General features: G+C 41.4%; 17 protein-coding genes and 1 pseudogene. 15 read left to right on the forward strand and 3 right to left on the reverse strand.

What is annotated here, in order from left to right:
- Nucleotides 1-48 precede the first annotated feature (48 nt).
- Together K1I56_RS00320 and K1I56_RS00325 are read right to left on the reverse strand one after the other, a co-directional pair.
- Complete coding sequence (locus K1I56_RS00320) at nucleotides 49-789, reverse strand: amino acid ABC transporter ATP-binding protein (RefSeq protein WP_201037485.1); 741 nt, start codon at nucleotides 787-789, stop codon at nucleotides 49-51.
- Nucleotides 789-2,972, reverse strand: a complete 2,184-nt coding sequence (locus K1I56_RS00325) for an amino acid ABC transporter substrate-binding protein/permease (RefSeq protein WP_223324655.1) — start codon at nucleotides 2,970-2,972, stop codon at nucleotides 789-791. Before K1I56_RS00325 ends, K1I56_RS00320 begins: the two co-directional genes overlap by 1 nt.
- Before the next feature lie 261 nt (nucleotides 2,973-3,233).
- Between K1I56_RS00325 and K1I56_RS00330 the strand changes: the two genes are divergently transcribed.
- From K1I56_RS00330 to K1I56_RS09985, 4 genes and pseudogenes are all read left to right on the forward strand, one after another.
- Nucleotides 3,234-4,190: a CPBP family intramembrane glutamic endopeptidase gene (locus tag K1I56_RS00330; protein ID WP_223324656.1), complete on the forward strand. Its 957-nt coding sequence runs from the start codon at nucleotides 3,234-3,236 to the stop codon at nucleotides 4,188-4,190.
- Nucleotides 4,191-4,323: 133 nt separating this feature from the next.
- Nucleotides 4,324-6,312: an excinuclease ABC subunit UvrB gene (uvrB, locus tag K1I56_RS00335; protein WP_070466053.1), complete on the forward strand. Its 1,989-nt coding sequence runs from the start codon at nucleotides 4,324-4,326 to the stop codon at nucleotides 6,310-6,312.
- 13 nt (nucleotides 6,313-6,325) lie between these two features.
- Nucleotides 6,326-6,889 carry a hypothetical protein gene (locus K1I56_RS00340; RefSeq protein ID WP_070466051.1) on the forward strand — a complete coding sequence of 188 codons (564 nt, stop codon included), beginning with the start codon at nucleotides 6,326-6,328 and terminating at the stop codon, nucleotides 6,887-6,889.
- Between the two features lie 13 nt (nucleotides 6,890-6,902).
- A pseudogene (locus tag K1I56_RS09985) lies at nucleotides 6,903-7,019 on the forward strand (NAD(P)H-dependent oxidoreductase); the annotation flags it as partial.
- Nucleotides 7,020-7,145: 126 nt separating this feature from the next.
- Here K1I56_RS09985 and K1I56_RS00345 read toward each other — a convergent pair.
- Nucleotides 7,146-7,328 carry a hypothetical protein gene (locus K1I56_RS00345; RefSeq protein WP_173018716.1) on the reverse strand — a complete coding sequence of 61 codons (183 nt, stop codon included), beginning with the start codon at nucleotides 7,326-7,328 and terminating at the stop codon, nucleotides 7,146-7,148.
- Nucleotides 7,329-7,536: 208 nt separating this feature from the next.
- On the opposite strand from K1I56_RS00345, the gene K1I56_RS00350 reads away from it, so the two are divergent.
- The 11 genes from K1I56_RS00350 to K1I56_RS00400 all read left to right on the forward strand — a co-directional run bounded on the left by K1I56_RS00350 (nucleotide 7,537) and on the right by K1I56_RS00400 (nucleotide 14,848).
- Nucleotides 7,537-7,968 (forward strand): hypothetical protein, encoded by a 432-nt coding sequence (locus K1I56_RS00350; RefSeq protein WP_223324657.1) that lies wholly within the window; start codon nucleotides 7,537-7,539, stop codon nucleotides 7,966-7,968.
- 26 nt (nucleotides 7,969-7,994) lie between these two features.
- Complete coding sequence (locus tag K1I56_RS00355) at nucleotides 7,995-8,462, forward strand: 8-oxo-dGTP diphosphatase (RefSeq protein WP_070466046.1); 468 nt, start codon at nucleotides 7,995-7,997, stop codon at nucleotides 8,460-8,462.
- Nucleotides 8,463-8,615: 153 nt separating this feature from the next.
- On the forward strand, nucleotides 8,616-8,756 hold the full coding sequence (locus K1I56_RS00360) for a hypothetical protein (protein ID WP_003001697.1): 141 nt from the start codon (nucleotides 8,616-8,618) through the stop codon (nucleotides 8,754-8,756).
- On the forward strand, nucleotides 8,753-9,457 hold the full coding sequence (locus K1I56_RS00365) for an ATP-binding cassette domain-containing protein (protein WP_223324658.1): 705 nt from the start codon (nucleotides 8,753-8,755) through the stop codon (nucleotides 9,455-9,457). Before K1I56_RS00360 ends, K1I56_RS00365 begins: the two co-directional genes overlap by 4 nt.
- A gap of 3 nt (nucleotides 9,458-9,460) precedes the next feature.
- Nucleotides 9,461-10,558 carry a hypothetical protein gene (locus K1I56_RS00370; RefSeq protein WP_223324659.1) on the forward strand — a complete coding sequence of 366 codons (1,098 nt, stop codon included), beginning with the start codon at nucleotides 9,461-9,463 and terminating at the stop codon, nucleotides 10,556-10,558.
- An 83-nt stretch (nucleotides 10,559-10,641) separates the two neighbouring features.
- Nucleotides 10,642-11,046, forward strand: coding sequence for a PaaI family thioesterase (locus tag K1I56_RS00375; RefSeq protein ID WP_003016342.1), 405 nt, complete (start codon nucleotides 10,642-10,644; stop codon nucleotides 11,044-11,046).
- A complete protein-coding gene (locus K1I56_RS00380; RefSeq protein ID WP_223324660.1) occupies nucleotides 11,021-11,773 on the forward strand; it encodes an HAD family hydrolase in 753 nt (250 codons plus the stop codon). The genes K1I56_RS00375 and K1I56_RS00380 overlap by 26 nt, the downstream gene beginning before the upstream one ends.
- Before the next feature lie 128 nt (nucleotides 11,774-11,901).
- The gene (locus K1I56_RS00385) at nucleotides 11,902-12,237 is read left to right on the forward strand and encodes a zinc ribbon domain-containing protein YjdM (protein ID WP_003016288.1); all 336 of its coding nucleotides are present in this window, start codon (nucleotides 11,902-11,904) and stop codon (nucleotides 12,235-12,237) included.
- Nucleotides 12,238-12,461: 224 nt separating this feature from the next.
- Nucleotides 12,462-13,097, forward strand: a complete 636-nt coding sequence (locus tag K1I56_RS00390; RefSeq protein ID WP_223324661.1) for a Pr6Pr family membrane protein — start codon at nucleotides 12,462-12,464, stop codon at nucleotides 13,095-13,097.
- Nucleotides 13,098-13,359: 262 nt separating this feature from the next.
- Nucleotides 13,360-13,878, forward strand: coding sequence for a bifunctional pyr operon transcriptional regulator/uracil phosphoribosyltransferase PyrR (pyrR, locus tag K1I56_RS00395; protein WP_003001719.1), 519 nt, complete (start codon nucleotides 13,360-13,362; stop codon nucleotides 13,876-13,878).
- Nucleotides 13,879-13,924: 46 nt separating this feature from the next.
- Nucleotides 13,925-14,848, forward strand: coding sequence for an aspartate carbamoyltransferase catalytic subunit (locus K1I56_RS00400; RefSeq protein WP_003001617.1), 924 nt, complete (start codon nucleotides 13,925-13,927; stop codon nucleotides 14,846-14,848).
- Nucleotides 14,849-14,856 lie beyond the last annotated feature (8 nt).

Raw genomic sequence — 14,856 nt, forward strand, 5'->3', positions numbered from 1 at the left:
TAAAAAAACATCTAGCAAAATTGCTAGATGCTTCAGAAACCACTATTTTTAAACGTTTAGAACCTTATCTAAGAATTCTTTCAAACGTGGGTGTTGTGGGTTGTCGAAGATTTGGTCTGGTTTGCCGTCTTCGAGGAATTCACCGTCTGCGGTAAAGATGACGCGGTTGGCTACTTGGCGGGCAAATCCCATCTCGTGGGTAACGATGATCATGGTCATGCCTTGCTCTGCCAACTCTTTCATAACGTTCAATACATCTCCAACCATCTCAGGGTCAAGGGCAGAAGTAGGTTCGTCAAAGAGCATAATATCTGGATTCATGGCAAGTCCACGTGCGATAGCCACACGTTGTTTTTGACCACCGGAAAGACTATTTGGATTGGCATCGGATTTATCTGCGAGTCCAACTTTTTCCAACAATTCCATTCCGACTTTTTGAGCTTCTTCGCGAGTCATCAGTTTGTGCTCTACTGGCGCAAACATAATGTTTTCAAGGACGCTCATGTGCGGGAAGAGGTTGAAGTGTTGGAAAACCATCCCAATATTTTCACGGACCAAATCAACATTGGTTTTTGGATCGGTTAGATCATATCCATTAACTGTAATTTGACCTTTTGTAACTTCTTCGAGGAGATTGAGACTACGAAGGAAGGTCGATTTACCAGAACCAGACGGTCCGATAATGCAGACCACATCCCCTTCGTAGAATTTTGCTGAGATTCCTTTTAAGACCTCATTTTCACCATAGTATTTGTGGAGGTCATGGACATCAATTTTTAATTTAGCCATTAGTTAACCTTCTTTTCTAATTTTTTTGCAAATCGTGTTAGCAAGGTGATAATCACGAGGTAGAAGACGGCAAGGATCGCATACATCTTGAAACTTTGGTAGTTTCGAGCGATGATGATCTTACCAGTTTGGAAGAGTTCTACCAATCCGATCGCAGAAACGATAGTCGTATCTTTCAGGGCAATGACGAATTGGTTAACAAAGTTTGGAAGCATGAGTTTGGTTGCTTGTGGCAAGATGATCTTGCGCATGGTCTTGCCATAAGAGATCCCAAGGCTTCGGCTGGCTTCCATCTGTCCAATCGGTACAGCTTGGATCCCCCCACGAACAATTTCTGCAATATAGGCAGCAGCATTGAGGGAGAGGGCGATGGTACCTGCAACAAAGTCGTTGATTGGGGATTGATGACCTGTGACCGATTCAATCAAGTTTGGAATTCCCCAGAAGATGAAGGCGGCGAGGATCATGAGTGGGATCCCACGAATAACATCGACAAAGATCTCAGCAGTCCAGCGAAGCCATTTATAAGGGCTAACACTAAACATCCCAAAGATAACACCGATCACCATAGCAATGGCGAAAGAGAGAAGGGCAAGGGCAAGAGTGACACCCAAACCACTTAACAATTGTTTGTAGTTGTTTTGAAGCAAGCCCCAGATCGTTGTTTCATCTGCTGTTGTACTTGAAGTACTTGATTTGCTATCTGCTTTAAGGTATTTATCGAGAATCTTTTGGTATTGACCGCTTTTCTTCAAGTTTGCAAGACCGTTATTGAACATTTCGATCAATTCAGGATTTTCACCCTTCTTAACGGCAAATGCTAGTTGACCACTTGGAGTTCCTTCGATAGGTGTTTTGAATTTACGTCCTTGTTTAATAGCGTATTTGATAACAGGTTCGTCATCCATGATCGCTGCGACAGAACCAGAATTCAAACTATCGTACATAGAAGCTCCGTCAGAGAAGGTTTTGATCTTGTAACCATATTTCTTTTGGTTTTCTTCAAGGAAGTTTTGTGAGGAAGTACCGTTTTTAACACCGACTGTCTTTCCTTTTAGGTCATCATATGAATCAATCTTGCTGCTTTCTTGAACGGCTAGAATAGAATTGGCCGTGTAGTATGGTTCAGAAAAATCAAATGTTTCTTTCCGAGCATCTGTTACGGTCATCCCTGCGATCATTCCTTGCGCATGGCCGGATTGGACATCACTTACTGCTGCGTCAAATCCAGGATTATTAATCTCGATGGTAAATCCTTGGTCTTTGGCAATAGCCTTGATCAAGTCCATATCGATCCCTGTGTATTTGTTTTTTCCATTTTGGAAGACAAATGGTGCAAAGGAAGAATCACTTGAAATGCTATATTTTGATTTTTTAGGAGTTGCTTTTTGACCAGCAGGAGTGGTGGTTTCTGGAACAGCACTGTTACTTGATGATTGACTTTCACCTGTCCATTTCTTGATGATCTCATCAAGTGTTCCATCAGCTTTCATTTGAGCGAGAGCCTTGTTAAATTCAGTGATCAACTTTTCATGATTTCCACCTTTTTTAACACCAAAGGCAAAGCCACCGACTGCTTCCCCGTCCATATTGATAGCTAGGTCCTGACCCTTTTGGATGGCGTATTGAATAACAGGTTGGTCATCCATGACTGCATCCACTGCACCAGCTGATAAACTGTTATACATGAGATCACCGGTATCAAAAGTCTTGATCTTGTAGGCGTACTTGTCCTTGTTTTTATCGAGGAAGCGTTGGGCTGCAGTTCCGTTTTTAACACCGACTGTCTTCCCTTTTAATTGGCTGTACTTCGTGATTTTATCGGCTTTCGTAGTCGCGATGACAACTTTTGTATCATAGTAAGTATCAGACATGGTGAAGACTTTTTCACGTTCTGTTGTTTTGGTCATCCCGGCCATGATGGCATCTGCTTGACCAGCTTGAACTGCATTGACCGCTGCATCAAATCCCGGGAAGGATTTGTCCAAATCCCAGCCATTGATTTCAGCGACCTTGTCCAAGATCTCTACGTCAATTCCTTTATAGGTTTGATCTGAATCCTTAAATTCAAACGGTGCATATGCTGTGTCAAAAACGACCTTGATCGTTTCAGCATGAGCATGACCAGCGAATGCAACGAATGGAAATAAGAAAAGCAAACATGCTAGTAATTTTTTCTTCATTTCTGTCTCCTTCTAATTCTTTCTCTTAGGGTATTTAACCCATGAGCACATTGACTAAAGGATGGCCTTAAAAAAACAAATCATTCATACCAAAACGAGTATGAATGGTCTTATGTTTTTCTACAAAAGCTATTATATCAAAAAAGACTTTGCTATGCAAGAAAAATTGAGTTTTGATGTTAGGTTTTCTAACATGAAACGATATTGCAGCTCTTGATTTTCTTTGCTACAATGGACCTATCAGATAAATGGAGGTTGATCATGAAGAAAGGAAAGATCATTCAGGATATAAAAACAAACACATCTATGCCAGTTCTTATTTCTACACTATTCTATGTATTTTTAGCCTCCTTCTTTATAGAAGGGGGACTATGGCTTAGTAGTGAATTGGTGGGACCATTTTCCTTAGGGATCGGTTTTCTAGTGGAGTTCTTTTCGCCAGGAAATGGGACAGCAAGTATTCAAGAATTTTTCTACCATTATCTTCTCTATTATGAGCTCTTCAGTTTTGTAATCATACTATTTCTCTTTATTTTTTGGGTGAAGGTCATAGAGAAGAATGCTTTATCAAGCTTAGGCTTTGTAAAAAGAAATTGGCTCAAGTATCTAGTCTGGGGGATCATGATTTCACTTGTTCAAATGGGAGTGATCGCGCTTGTCTACCAAGTAAGTGGCATCGGGTCTTTTGTGTTAAATGAGCTCAGTTTAGAGCCCTTGCTTTTTATCCTAGGATTATTTCCATTTTGGCTTCTGCAAGGGGGGACGGAAGAAGTAGCGACGCGAGGTTGGCTTCTGACTCGGATTGCTGCAAGAACTAATCTGCCTTTAGCGATCGTGATTTCTAGTAGTCTCTTTGGCATTCTGCATATGGGAAATGCAGGAGTGACTTTCTTATCCGTTCTGAATATCATCCTCGATGGAGTGCTGGCTGGTCTGCTTTTTATCTATACGGATAGTATCTGGCTAGTGGTCGCCCAACACGGCACTTGGAACTATGTACAAGGAAATCTCCTTGGTTTTCAAGTCAGTGGCACAGGCGCAGATGCGTCTATCTTTAGCTTTACCATGGGATCTGGACCCGACTGGTTGACCGGAGGGACATTTGGAGCAGAAGGATCAATCATTACCACTTTGGTTCTTCTTGTATCCCTAGTGATTGTTTATCGCTTAGGGGAAAGGAAAGAAAGAGTTGATAATGAACAAGTGTATCATGATTGACTAGAATTGATGATAAAAATGAAGACCGGGACTTGAGCCCGGTCTTTTTCTATGTGAGGATTCTATCCCCAAAAGTCAGTGAAATATTGTCTATTGTGGTAAAATAAGGGAAGTATAATCAAAGGAAGAAAGTATGATTAATCGAGTAACAGATAACAAATTTAAACTAGTATCGAAATACCAACCGTCTGGGGATCAACCGCAGGCCATTGAGCAACTGGTGGATAACATCGAGGGTGGTGAGAAGGCGCAAATCCTGATGGGAGCGACTGGTACGGGGAAGACCTATACCATGAGCCAGGTTATTGCCCAGGTCAATAAACCGACCCTGGTTATCGCCCATAATAAAACGCTAGCGGGCCAGCTCTATGGGGAGTTCAAGGAATTTTTCCCTGAAAATGCGGTCGAGTACTTCGTATCTTACTACGATTACTACCAGCCAGAAGCCTATGTGCCATCGAGCGACACCTATATCGAAAAGGATAGCTCGGTCAATGATGAGATTGATAAACTTCGTCACTCCGCAACCTCAGCTTTGTTGGAGCGTAACGATGTCATCGTTGTAGCTTCCGTCTCTTGTATTTATGGTTTGGGTTCGCCGAAGGAATATGCCGATAGCGTGGTGAGTCTGCGTCCAGGTCTGGAGATTTCTCGTGATAAACTGCTCAATGACCTGGTGGATATCCAGTTTGAGCGCAATGATATCGACTTTCAACGGGGGAAATTCCGTGTTCGTGGAGATGTGGTCGAGATTTTCCCAGCTTCGCGTGATGAACATGCCTTCCGAGTGGAGTTTTTCGGGGACGAGATTGAGCGGATTCGGGAGATTGAAGCTTTGACAGGCCAAGTTCTGGGAGATGTGGACCACTTAGCAATTTTCCCAGCTACTCACTTCGTGACCAATGATGACCATATGGAAGTGGCCATTGCCAAGATTCAGGCGGAACTAGAAGAGCAGTTGAAAGTCTTTGAAAAAGAAGGCAAGCTCTTAGAAGCCCAACGTCTAAAACAACGGACCGAGTATGATATTGAAATGCTGCGGGAGATGGGCTACACCAATGGGGTCGAAAACTACTCTCGTCACATGGATGGCCGGAGTGAAGGTGAGCCTCCTTACACTCTCCTTGACTTCTTTCCAGAAGATTTCCTCATCATGATCGATGAAAGCCACATGACTATGGGACAGATCAAGGGCATGTACAATGGAGACCGCTCGCGCAAGGAAATGCTGGTCAACTATGGTTTCCGTTTGCCGTCTGCTCTGGATAACCGGCCACTGCGTCGTGAGGAGTTTGAAAGCCATGTCCATCAGATTGTCTATGTGTCTGCGACACCAGGCGACTATGAGATGGAACAAACCGATACCATCATCGAGCAGATCATTCGTCCGACAGGTCTTCTCGATCCTGAGGTGGAAGTGCGTCCGACCATGGGTCAAATGGACGACCTCTTAGGTGAGATCAATGCGCGTGTAGAACGTGGAGAGCGGACCTTTGTCACCACCCTGACCAAGAAGATGGCAGAAGACTTGACCGACTATTTCAAGGAAATGGGTGTCAAGGTCAAATACATGCACTCGGACATTAAGACCTTGGAGCGGACGGAGATTATTCGAGATTTGCGTTTGGGTGTCTTTGATGTCTTGGTCGGGATTAACCTCCTTCGCGAAGGGATAGATGTACCGGAAGTAAGCTTAGTTGCCATCCTTGATGCGGATAAGGAAGGATTCCTCCGTAATGAACGCGGCCTCATTCAAACCATTGGTCGTGCAGCCCGTAATAGTGAGGGTCACGTGATCATGTATGCGGACACCATGACCCAGTCAATGCAAAAAGCCATCGATGAAACAGCCCGTCGTCGGAAAATCCAGATGGCTTATAATGAAGAGCATGGTATTGTACCACAAACCATCAAGAAGGAAATCCGTGACCTGATCTCTGTTACCAAGGCGGTGGCCAAAGAAGAGGACAAGGAAGTAGATATCACCAGTCTCAACCGCCAAGAGCGCAAGGAACTGGTCAAGAAACTGCAAGGTCAAATGCAAGAAGCTGTCGAAGTGCTTGATTTCGAGTTGGCAGCGCAAATCCGCGATATGATGTTGGAAGTCAAGGCTTTGGATTAAGGAGGTGATAGAAATGAATGAAGCTTCATTAACAACAATTATAAGTGTATTAATTCCTAGTATAATTTCAATTGTAGGTTTTAGGGTAACTTATTACTCAATGAAACAAAGTTTTCAAAATGAACTTAAGCGTAATAGGGATACTTTAGCTTTGGATAATATGTCAAAAATACCGTATAGAGTTTTGTCGCTTTTTGATGAGATGATTGAAAATAATTCTTTAAAAAATACTAAGGATAAAGAAAGAAAACAAGAAGAAAATTTGAAAAACTTTAAAGAGATAATGAATATAATATACTCATACGGTTCAAAAGAGTCTATTAAGATTGTTTCGTTAATGCAAAAAGAAAACTATGAGGCCGCAGTTACACAAATTAATCAAAACGAATATCGAACGATGGCGATTTTTGTGTTACTTGCCACACAAATTAAATATGATGTTACTTCTGTTGCAGTTAGCCCTAGATATTGGTTTATAATGAAGTTGAAAGATTTTGACTCACAACAAAATAGACTTTCAGAAGCAACAAATAAATTAATAGGGGAGCTAGGGTTAGATGACAACTTTAGGATGTGAAAATTTTAAAAGGGGCATCAAAGATTTACGTATTTCACTTGGCAATGTTATTGTTGGCCGGGATGTGAACACCGCTAGCATGCGAGAACAGCATCTCCAGAAGGTAGCAGCAGAAGTGAAGAGACTTTGATCAGAGATGGGTTACTACTGATAAGTTAGTGTCTTTAGTTGTATTTTGAATAGGTTTTAGTTAAACTATTAATATTATCTGTAAAACATAGGAATGATTCAATATGCTACTTTTTATCTATATGATCTATGTCATTTTTTCACTATCAAAAATGAAAAGAGAAGGGAAAAGAGTCTCAATTCTTACGAAGATTGTCGTCTTTGGTTTATTGGTTTTATCATTGATTATGATGTATTTCAGTTTTTTGGCATTTTTATTTTCTCCTTTGCCATTTTTTGGCTTTCTAGCCTCTCTTGTTCTTGGCGGCATGATGCTATCTCTGAAAATTGTTATTGCCCTTGCATTACTATTGTTATCACTAAGTCTATTATTAGACAGCAAAAAAAGTGATCCGGATACGCCTCTAATTGATCATTGGCTACGGTTGGCAGTCCATATTCTGTTGATCATAATCTAAGATAAGAAGATTACTGTTTTTTTAAGCTTTGAACCAATGTTTACATAGGAGAGCTCAATTATGGGAAAGTATTTGTACCTGTTTAGGATCCTGTATCTTATTCTTTTACTTTTCATGCTAGCTAATTTTCTTTTAGGATTCTTTGGCTACGCATTTACTCCACTTCTTTGGAATCCCTGGCTGTATCTTGGAGCAGTGACGGCTATTAGTCACATTTGGTATCGTTTCTATCGAAAACATACTCCAAATTGGAAGAACCTTGTTAGTGTTCTTTTGAGTCTCTTTGCTATGGTGATTCTAGTATATTTCATTGAGTTGTTCTTTACCTTTGATGTCCATGGTCCGGTGACGATTCACTCGGAATATTATTTAAAAGAGAAGTCAATTGTCTTTCATAGAGGCTCCCTTTTAGATGCCTTCGATGAATACCATGAGCTGGTGAATCCCTTTGTCATGAAAGAAGAGATACAAAAGAATGTTTATGTTGATTAATTGTTAATATCATAGAAAGGAAATTTATGTCACGCGAAACATCTACCATTTTAACAAATCTATGTCTGATTGAAGACTGTTCAACGAATAAAGTAGTCCTCCAATACCGCTCACCTGAAAAGACTCACTGGGCTGGCTATGCTTTTCCAGGTGGCCATATCGAAGAAGGAGAAAGCCTTGTAGAATCCGTCATTCGTGAAATCTACGAAGAGACAGGACTTACAATTACAAATCCAAAACTGGTCGCAGTCAAAGACTGGCCACAAGATGAGGGCGGCCGCTACATCGTCTTTTGCTACAAAGCGACAGAATTTACAGGCCAGCTAAGATCGTCTGAAGAAGGAGAAGTTTATTGGGTTGAGAAGGATCAATTAGAAAAGTTGGACTTGTCCTACGATATGCTTCCTCTGCTGGAAGTGATGGAAGACCCGGACTTGTCTGAGTTCTATTATCGCAAACGGACAGACGATGATTGGGAAAAATTAAGATTTTAAGCAAAGGGCTAGAGGTATCTAGCTTTTTTGCTTGCAAGGTAAAAGAAGTAAGAATATTCCATTCGTGCTTGAATCTGCTTAAAAAAAGTACTATAGTATAAGCATAAAATACAATTGTAATCTTTCATACTGTGAATAGAAAGAAGGCAAGATATGAAATTACAATTTAGAATCCTTATAGGAATTTGCTTCTTGATCGGTGCCTTAGTCTTTGCCTTTCAAAAGGAATGGTTATACGCTTTGCTGTTGCTTTTGGTTGGGGCTTCTTACCTTTATAAAGGAGTGCGTCGATGAAGAGTGATTGTTTAAACATCAAGGGGCTAAACGTTTGGTATAAAAAAGGCAAGCCCATTATAAAAGATACGAATTTGCTTGTACCCAATCATTCTGTAGTCGGGTTGATTGGTCGAAATGGAGCAGGGAAGACAACCTTGCTAAAAGCTTTAAGTAGTGTCTTTGATCATCGGCAGTATGCAGTTGAGACTGTTACCATAGAAGACAAGGCGACCTCTTTTCATACGAATTTCTATAAGAGCCGTACCTATACAGTTTTTACTGAAAACAATAGTTTTTTAAACTGGGATTTTGTTCACTATTTTAATTTTGTCTGTCGTTTATATCATCGAAAGAGAGATGATACGTTATTACAGGACTTGATTTCAGGATTCCATTTTGAAGAATTTCTCAACACCGATATCGGTAGTTTGTCAACGGGAAATAAGAAGAAAGTCTTCTTGATCACAGCTTTTTATCTCAAACCTCCCCTCCTTATTTTGGACGAACCATTTGATGGCCTTGATTTTGATGCGACAGAATTTCTATATGGTTTGCTATTGCAGTATAAAGAAGAAGGCTCTATTCTGATGAGTTCGCATATCGCAGAGAGTATCGTTCGGGTGTGTGATACAGCTTATTCTATTGAAGATGGTCACCTAGACGCGATCGAATCGAATTTAGAAGATTGGTTTCGTGACGTCAATCGTCAGAGGGGGTAGAGCATGCTACTAGCAATTTTTAGAGATTTGGTATCCAAAAATCGGCTCTTCTTGTTCTTAACTTCCTTAACCTTTGCTCTTTATTACCATCTTGTTGGGGCAAAATTTTCTACGAGCTTTCAAGTCTTGCTGATCAGTACGGCTATTGTTACTGCTATATCAACCTTTCAATTACTGTATTCCTACTTTTCGATGGACAGGGTCCAGGCCTACTACCAACTTCCTTTGTCTCTCAATCATTTCAAAGGGTCTTTTCTGACGGTAACCTTTCTTCTCAATTTACTAGAGCGCGTGCTATTATTGATCCTCTTTTTAGGAGTCAGGTTAGACCTGCTACAATCCTTTAAGCTCGTCCTCCTTTCTTTACTGGTGGTATTAAGTGCGTTTTATGTCTTTATCCAGTTCAATACAAGGCCTAGTCTTCTAGGAGGAGTGTTCATTTTTGTAACGATTGTTCTTACAGGATCTTCTTTATGGGTCCAACAAGTGTCCTATATGATCTTACTTTCAGCCCTCGTTGCTATCTTTATTTTTAAAAATGAGGACTTGATCGCGATTTCAAAACATGATCAGTTGCTCGTCGCAAAGAGAAGAAGTGGCAATTATTTTTGGATTTCCTTGTTTCAAGAGCGTTATTTTTCCATCAATTTTGTATTTACTCTCATTTTCCTCTTTCTCATTTTGATACAGGATTATGATGCTCCATTAAAAATCATCATCCTGTTAACAATTGCTTCTGTCAATACGCCATTAACCACCCTCATTTCCGCTGATAAAGATTTGATCGATCATGTCAAGTCCCTACCTAAGAGTCGGTTCTTTTACTTGATGTATTACCGTGTATTGCTGACCTATTTCCTATCTGTGAATCTATTTGTTGCTCTTTTATTAAAAATGGTGGTCATGCCTGACTTGGGGATCCTATTTTTACTAGGAGTGATGATTCTAGCAGTAGTGGAAGCTGCTTTGCACTTACTGATTGAAATCTATTTCCCTTTAAGAAAATGGAATTTAAAGAGAGAATGTTGGAAGCACCCAAGAAAATATATTGTGCCTAGTATCGTCTTCTTACTCAGTTGGAGTCTCCTTTTCTGCTTCTAAGGAATTGCCCCTTCGCTTGTATCTACTCCTTAATTGTAGTATGATAGAGGAGTTGAAAAGATGCTAGAAAAGGTGGCAAGTATATGAAAGATTTTCACTTTGATGCAATTGCTGCATTTGAAAATTATGAAATCGAAAAGATGAGAGATGGCCATGTAGTGGTGACAACCAAGGTCGTAGAATCATCGCTCAATTATTATGGAAATGCGCATGGAGGCTATCTCTTTACCCTGTGTGACCAAGTCAGTGGTTTGGTCGTGGTTTCTCAAGGTGTCGATGGGGTGACCTTGCAATCCTCAATCAATTACTTGAAAGCAGGGCGTCTGGGTGATGTCCTGACCATCCATGGCGAATGTGTCCACAGTGGACGGACGACTCGAGTTGTGGATGTTGATATTACCAATCAAGATGGGGCCAATGTCTGCAAGGCAACCTTTACGATGTTTGTTACGGGAGTGAGAGATGAATCCGCACAAGTACGCATTTAAAAACTATATTTTTGATTTTTATGGAACCTTGGTCGACATCGAAACGGATGAGTCGAGTCCCATTTTATGGGATACCATGGCTCAGATCTACCAATCCTACGGGGCAAGCTACACAGGAGAAGGTCTGCGCCTGCGTTATAAAGAGTTGGTGCAACAAGCCGAAGAAGACTTGGCTAAGGAAAAACAAGTTGCCTACCCAGAGATTGATCTGACGGTTATCTTTGTACAATTGTATTTAGAAGGTCATCCAAGTGGGGATAGTGTTGCCCACCTCAAAGAGTGGGGACGTTTGATTGCGCGGACTTTCCGTGTCCTTTCTCGCAAGCGGTTGGAGCTCTATCCTCACACGAAAGAAGTGTTAGAGGATATGAAAGCTGAAGGTTGCCGAATCTTTCTTTTATCCAATGCCCAAGCAGATTTTACCAATCCGGAGATTGATTTGGTTGGTTTGAGAGAGCTTTTCCATGCCATTTACTTGTCATCTGATGCAGGTATTCGCAAACCTCAGCCAGAGTTTCTCTTGGAAGTGATGAAAGAACACCAGTTAAACCCTGAGAAAACGGTCATGGTGGGGAATGACTTTACGACAGATGTCGCTGTTGCCCAAAGTATCGGGATGGAGAGCATCTTGATCAATACCTTCCCCTATTCTGATGCTGAACTGCGCGAGAAGAATCAAGCAGGCGTGCGCGTGATTCAAGATATTCGAGAATTGCAGGAATTTTGAAAAATATCATCCATATAGGGAGGCCAAGTCGCCTCCTTTTTCCATGAAAATGCTACAGTAGAACAGGATTTGTCAAATTTTCGCTTTCATGGTATACTATGAAAGTTAATTTGAATAAGGAGATAAAAATGAATAACTTACCAAACTGTCCAAAATGTAACTCTGAATACGTCTATGAAGATGGAGCGCTCTTGGTGTGCCCAGAGTGTGCGTATGAATGGAACCCAGCTGAGGTCGAAGAAGAAGAGGGTGTCGTAGCGATTGACGCCAACGGAAACAAATTGGCTGATGGCGATACAGTGACATTGATCAAAGATTTAAAAGTCAAGGGTGCACCGAAAGATTTGAAACAAGGTACGCGCGTGAAAAACATCCGTATCGTGGAAGGAGACCACAACATCGATTGTAAGATCGATGGCTTTGGTGCAATGAAGCTCAAATCAGAATTTGTGAAGAAGATCTAAAGAACAGTACACAAATTGATAGAGTTGTTTAAGTTTATAATGGAACTTTCCGCTGTGAGAAAAGTACTTGAAACAGTATTGATTCAAGTACTCGGGAGTTTTGAAACTTTAGGTTCAAAACTAAGTCATGGAACTTCGTAGAAGTTCGCTGACGTCCGTCCTCACTTAAGGAAAGTTCCTGATTAAACTGAAGGGGCTACCCCCTTTTCTTTCAGGAGAATACTATGAAATTCAAACTATTATTTAGCTATCGTTTTCTATTGTTTATCTTAAGTGTAATCGGCGTTTATCTGCAACTGACCAAGCATGGTGGCTTTGGCATGATGCTCTATTACACCATTTTATCTAACATGTTGGTCATGTTCTTCATGGGAGATATGGTCTGGCGCATGTTTCGAGGTCGTTCGACCCAGACCCAAGGCTACCTTCGCATGAAGGGGGCAGTGACTATGGCTATTATGATTACCTTTGTCATCTACCACTTTATGTTGGCGCCTCTGGCGACACCAGAGAAGTTTTATCGTTTGGAAAACTTCCTCTGTCATTACATCGTTCCTTTGATGTTCTTCTTTGATACCCTAGTGATTGACAAATCCAAGCAATACCGTAAGCTCGATCCCTTCCTTTGGACCTTGATTCCACTGGCTTACATGCTCTTTGCCCTTCTCAATGGATTGGTCTTGAAGTGGCCAATTCCAGGTGCAAAAGATAGTCCCTTTGCCTATTTCTTTATCAATGTTAATAAATACGGCTGGGCCTTTGTTGGAAAATGGGTGGTGATCATCTTTATCGCTTACCTCTTGGCTGGCTATGTGCTCTATGGGATCAAAAATATCAAGCGAAAATCGGCCGTTTCTTAGTAAAAACCGAACGTTATTCGGACAAAAAGTCGAGTTTTTAAATTTTTTTGAAAAATGTTGAGTTTTTTCTTGCATGTCGTTTGAAACTGTGATATAGTTATCTCAATTAAATAAATCCTTTAATCCTGTCCCGTGAGGCAGGCAAGGAGACTGTGAAAAACAATGGCTAGGACCATAGGGCGAGACTCTATCCTCTTAGACCATTCATTTGCTGAACCTCCTTGAAAAAGGAGGTTTTTCTTTTACAACTAAGGAGGACTGAATGAAAACCAAAGAAGTCGTTGATGATTTGACGATGAAACGGGCCATTACCCGCATCACCTACGAAATCATTGAACGAAACAAAGATTTGAGCCAGATTGTGCTGGTGGGGATCAAGACGCGTGGTGTTTACATCGCTCGCCGGATCCAAGAACGCCTCTCTCAGCTGGAACAAATCGATGTCCCTGTAGCAGAACTAGATACCAAGCCTTTCCGAGATGACATGAAGGCGACAGAAGATACAACGGTCTTACCAGTTGATATCGCTCATAGAGAAGTCATTTTGATCGATGATGTCCTCTATACAGGTCGCACGATTCGCGCTGCCATTGACAATCTGGTCAGTCACGGTCGTCCTGCTCGAGTGAGTCTGGCGGTTCTAGTCGACCGTGGGCATCGGGAGTTGCCGATTCGTCCGGACTTTGTTGGGAAAAATATCCCGACAAGTAAGTCAGAGGAAATCATTGTCGAGATGGTGGAGCTAGACGGTCAAGACCGCGTCCTCATCAAAGAAGCTTAAACAAATTGTAAACTATTTGCATTCACATTATAAAAGGAGAATCAACATGTCTGAAAATCAAATCGCTCTTAAAAACCTTGTCTCAATGGAAACTCTTACCAATGAAGAAGTAATGGCATTGATCAAACGTGGGATTGAGTTCAAAAACGGAGCTAAAGCATCCTACGAAGACCAACATATCATCTCAAACCTTTTCTTTGAACCTTCAACTCGTACCCACAAAGCCTTTGAAGTGGCAGAGTTGAAATTGGGATGTGATCTCCTTGACTTTGATGTGAAGACAAGCTCTGTGAACAAAGGGGAAACACTTTACGATACCATCTTAACCATGTCAGCTCTTGGTGTAGATGTCTGCGTCATCCGTCACCCTGAAGTGGACTACTACAAAGAATTGGTTGAAAGCCCAACGATCACAGCCTCTATCGTCAATGGTGGGGATGGTTCAGGTCAACACCCAAGCCAAAGCTTGCTTGATTTGATGACTATTTACCAAGAATTTGGTCACTTTGATGGCTTGAAAGTTTGTATCGCTGGGGACTTGGATCACTCACGTGTGGCAAAATCAAATATGCAAATCTTGAAACGTTTGGGAGCAACCCTTTACTTTGCAGGTCCAGACGAATGGAGAAGTGCGGAATTTGAAGACTATGGAAGTTTCGTCACTATCGATGAAGTCATTGAAGAAGTAGATGTGATGATGTTCTTGCGTGTGCAACACGAACGTCATGATTACGAATCACTCTTCTCTAAAGAAAACTACCACCGTCTTCATGGCTTGACTCAAGAACGTTATGACCGTATGAAAGATACAGCGATCCTGATGCACCCAGCACCAGTCAACCGTGACGTTGAAATTGCGGACCACTTGGTAGAAGCTCCTAAATCACGTATCGTAGAACAAATGACCAACGGTGTCTTTGTCCGTATGGCCATCATTGAAGCCGTCCTTAAAGGTCGCGGTGCAAAATAAGATAACTG

The organism is Streptococcus parasanguinis (genome assembly GCF_019929185.1).
GTDB lineage: Bacteria > Bacillota > Bacilli > Lactobacillales > Streptococcaceae > Streptococcus > Streptococcus parasanguinis_O.

Bases quoted from the DNA above. Each gene is read 5' to 3' on its own strand.
- K1I56_RS00320 (WP_201037485.1), bottom strand. From the start codon at position 789: ATGGCTAAATTAAAAATTGATGTCCATGACCTCCACAAATACTATGGT.
- K1I56_RS00325 (WP_223324655.1), bottom strand. From the start codon at position 2,972: ATGAAGAAAAAATTACTAGCATGTTTGCTTTTCTTATTTCCATTCGTT.
- K1I56_RS00330 (WP_223324656.1), top strand. From the start codon at position 3,234: ATGAAGAAAGGAAAGATCATTCAGGATATAAAAACAAACACATCTATG.
- uvrB (WP_070466053.1), top strand. From the start codon at position 4,324: ATGATTAATCGAGTAACAGATAACAAATTTAAACTAGTATCGAAATAC.
- K1I56_RS00340 (WP_070466051.1), top strand. From the start codon at position 6,326: ATGAATGAAGCTTCATTAACAACAATTATAAGTGTATTAATTCCTAGT.
- K1I56_RS00345 (WP_173018716.1), bottom strand. From the start codon at position 7,328: ATGCCGCCAAGAACAAGAGAGGCTAGAAAGCCAAAAAATGGCAAAGGA.
- K1I56_RS00350 (WP_223324657.1), top strand. From the start codon at position 7,537: ATGGGAAAGTATTTGTACCTGTTTAGGATCCTGTATCTTATTCTTTTA.
- K1I56_RS00355 (WP_070466046.1), top strand. From the start codon at position 7,995: ATGTCACGCGAAACATCTACCATTTTAACAAATCTATGTCTGATTGAA.
- K1I56_RS00360 (WP_003001697.1), top strand. From the start codon at position 8,616: ATGAAATTACAATTTAGAATCCTTATAGGAATTTGCTTCTTGATCGGT.
- K1I56_RS00365 (WP_223324658.1), top strand. From the start codon at position 8,753: ATGAAGAGTGATTGTTTAAACATCAAGGGGCTAAACGTTTGGTATAAA.
- K1I56_RS00370 (WP_223324659.1), top strand. From the start codon at position 9,461: ATGCTACTAGCAATTTTTAGAGATTTGGTATCCAAAAATCGGCTCTTC.
- K1I56_RS00375 (WP_003016342.1), top strand. From the start codon at position 10,642: ATGAAAGATTTTCACTTTGATGCAATTGCTGCATTTGAAAATTATGAA.
- K1I56_RS00380 (WP_223324660.1), top strand. From the start codon at position 11,021: ATGAATCCGCACAAGTACGCATTTAAAAACTATATTTTTGATTTTTAT.
- K1I56_RS00385 (WP_003016288.1), top strand. From the start codon at position 11,902: ATGAATAACTTACCAAACTGTCCAAAATGTAACTCTGAATACGTCTAT.
- K1I56_RS00390 (WP_223324661.1), top strand. From the start codon at position 12,462: ATGAAATTCAAACTATTATTTAGCTATCGTTTTCTATTGTTTATCTTA.
- pyrR (WP_003001719.1), top strand. From the start codon at position 13,360: ATGAAAACCAAAGAAGTCGTTGATGATTTGACGATGAAACGGGCCATT.
- K1I56_RS00400 (WP_003001617.1), top strand. From the start codon at position 13,925: ATGTCTGAAAATCAAATCGCTCTTAAAAACCTTGTCTCAATGGAAACT.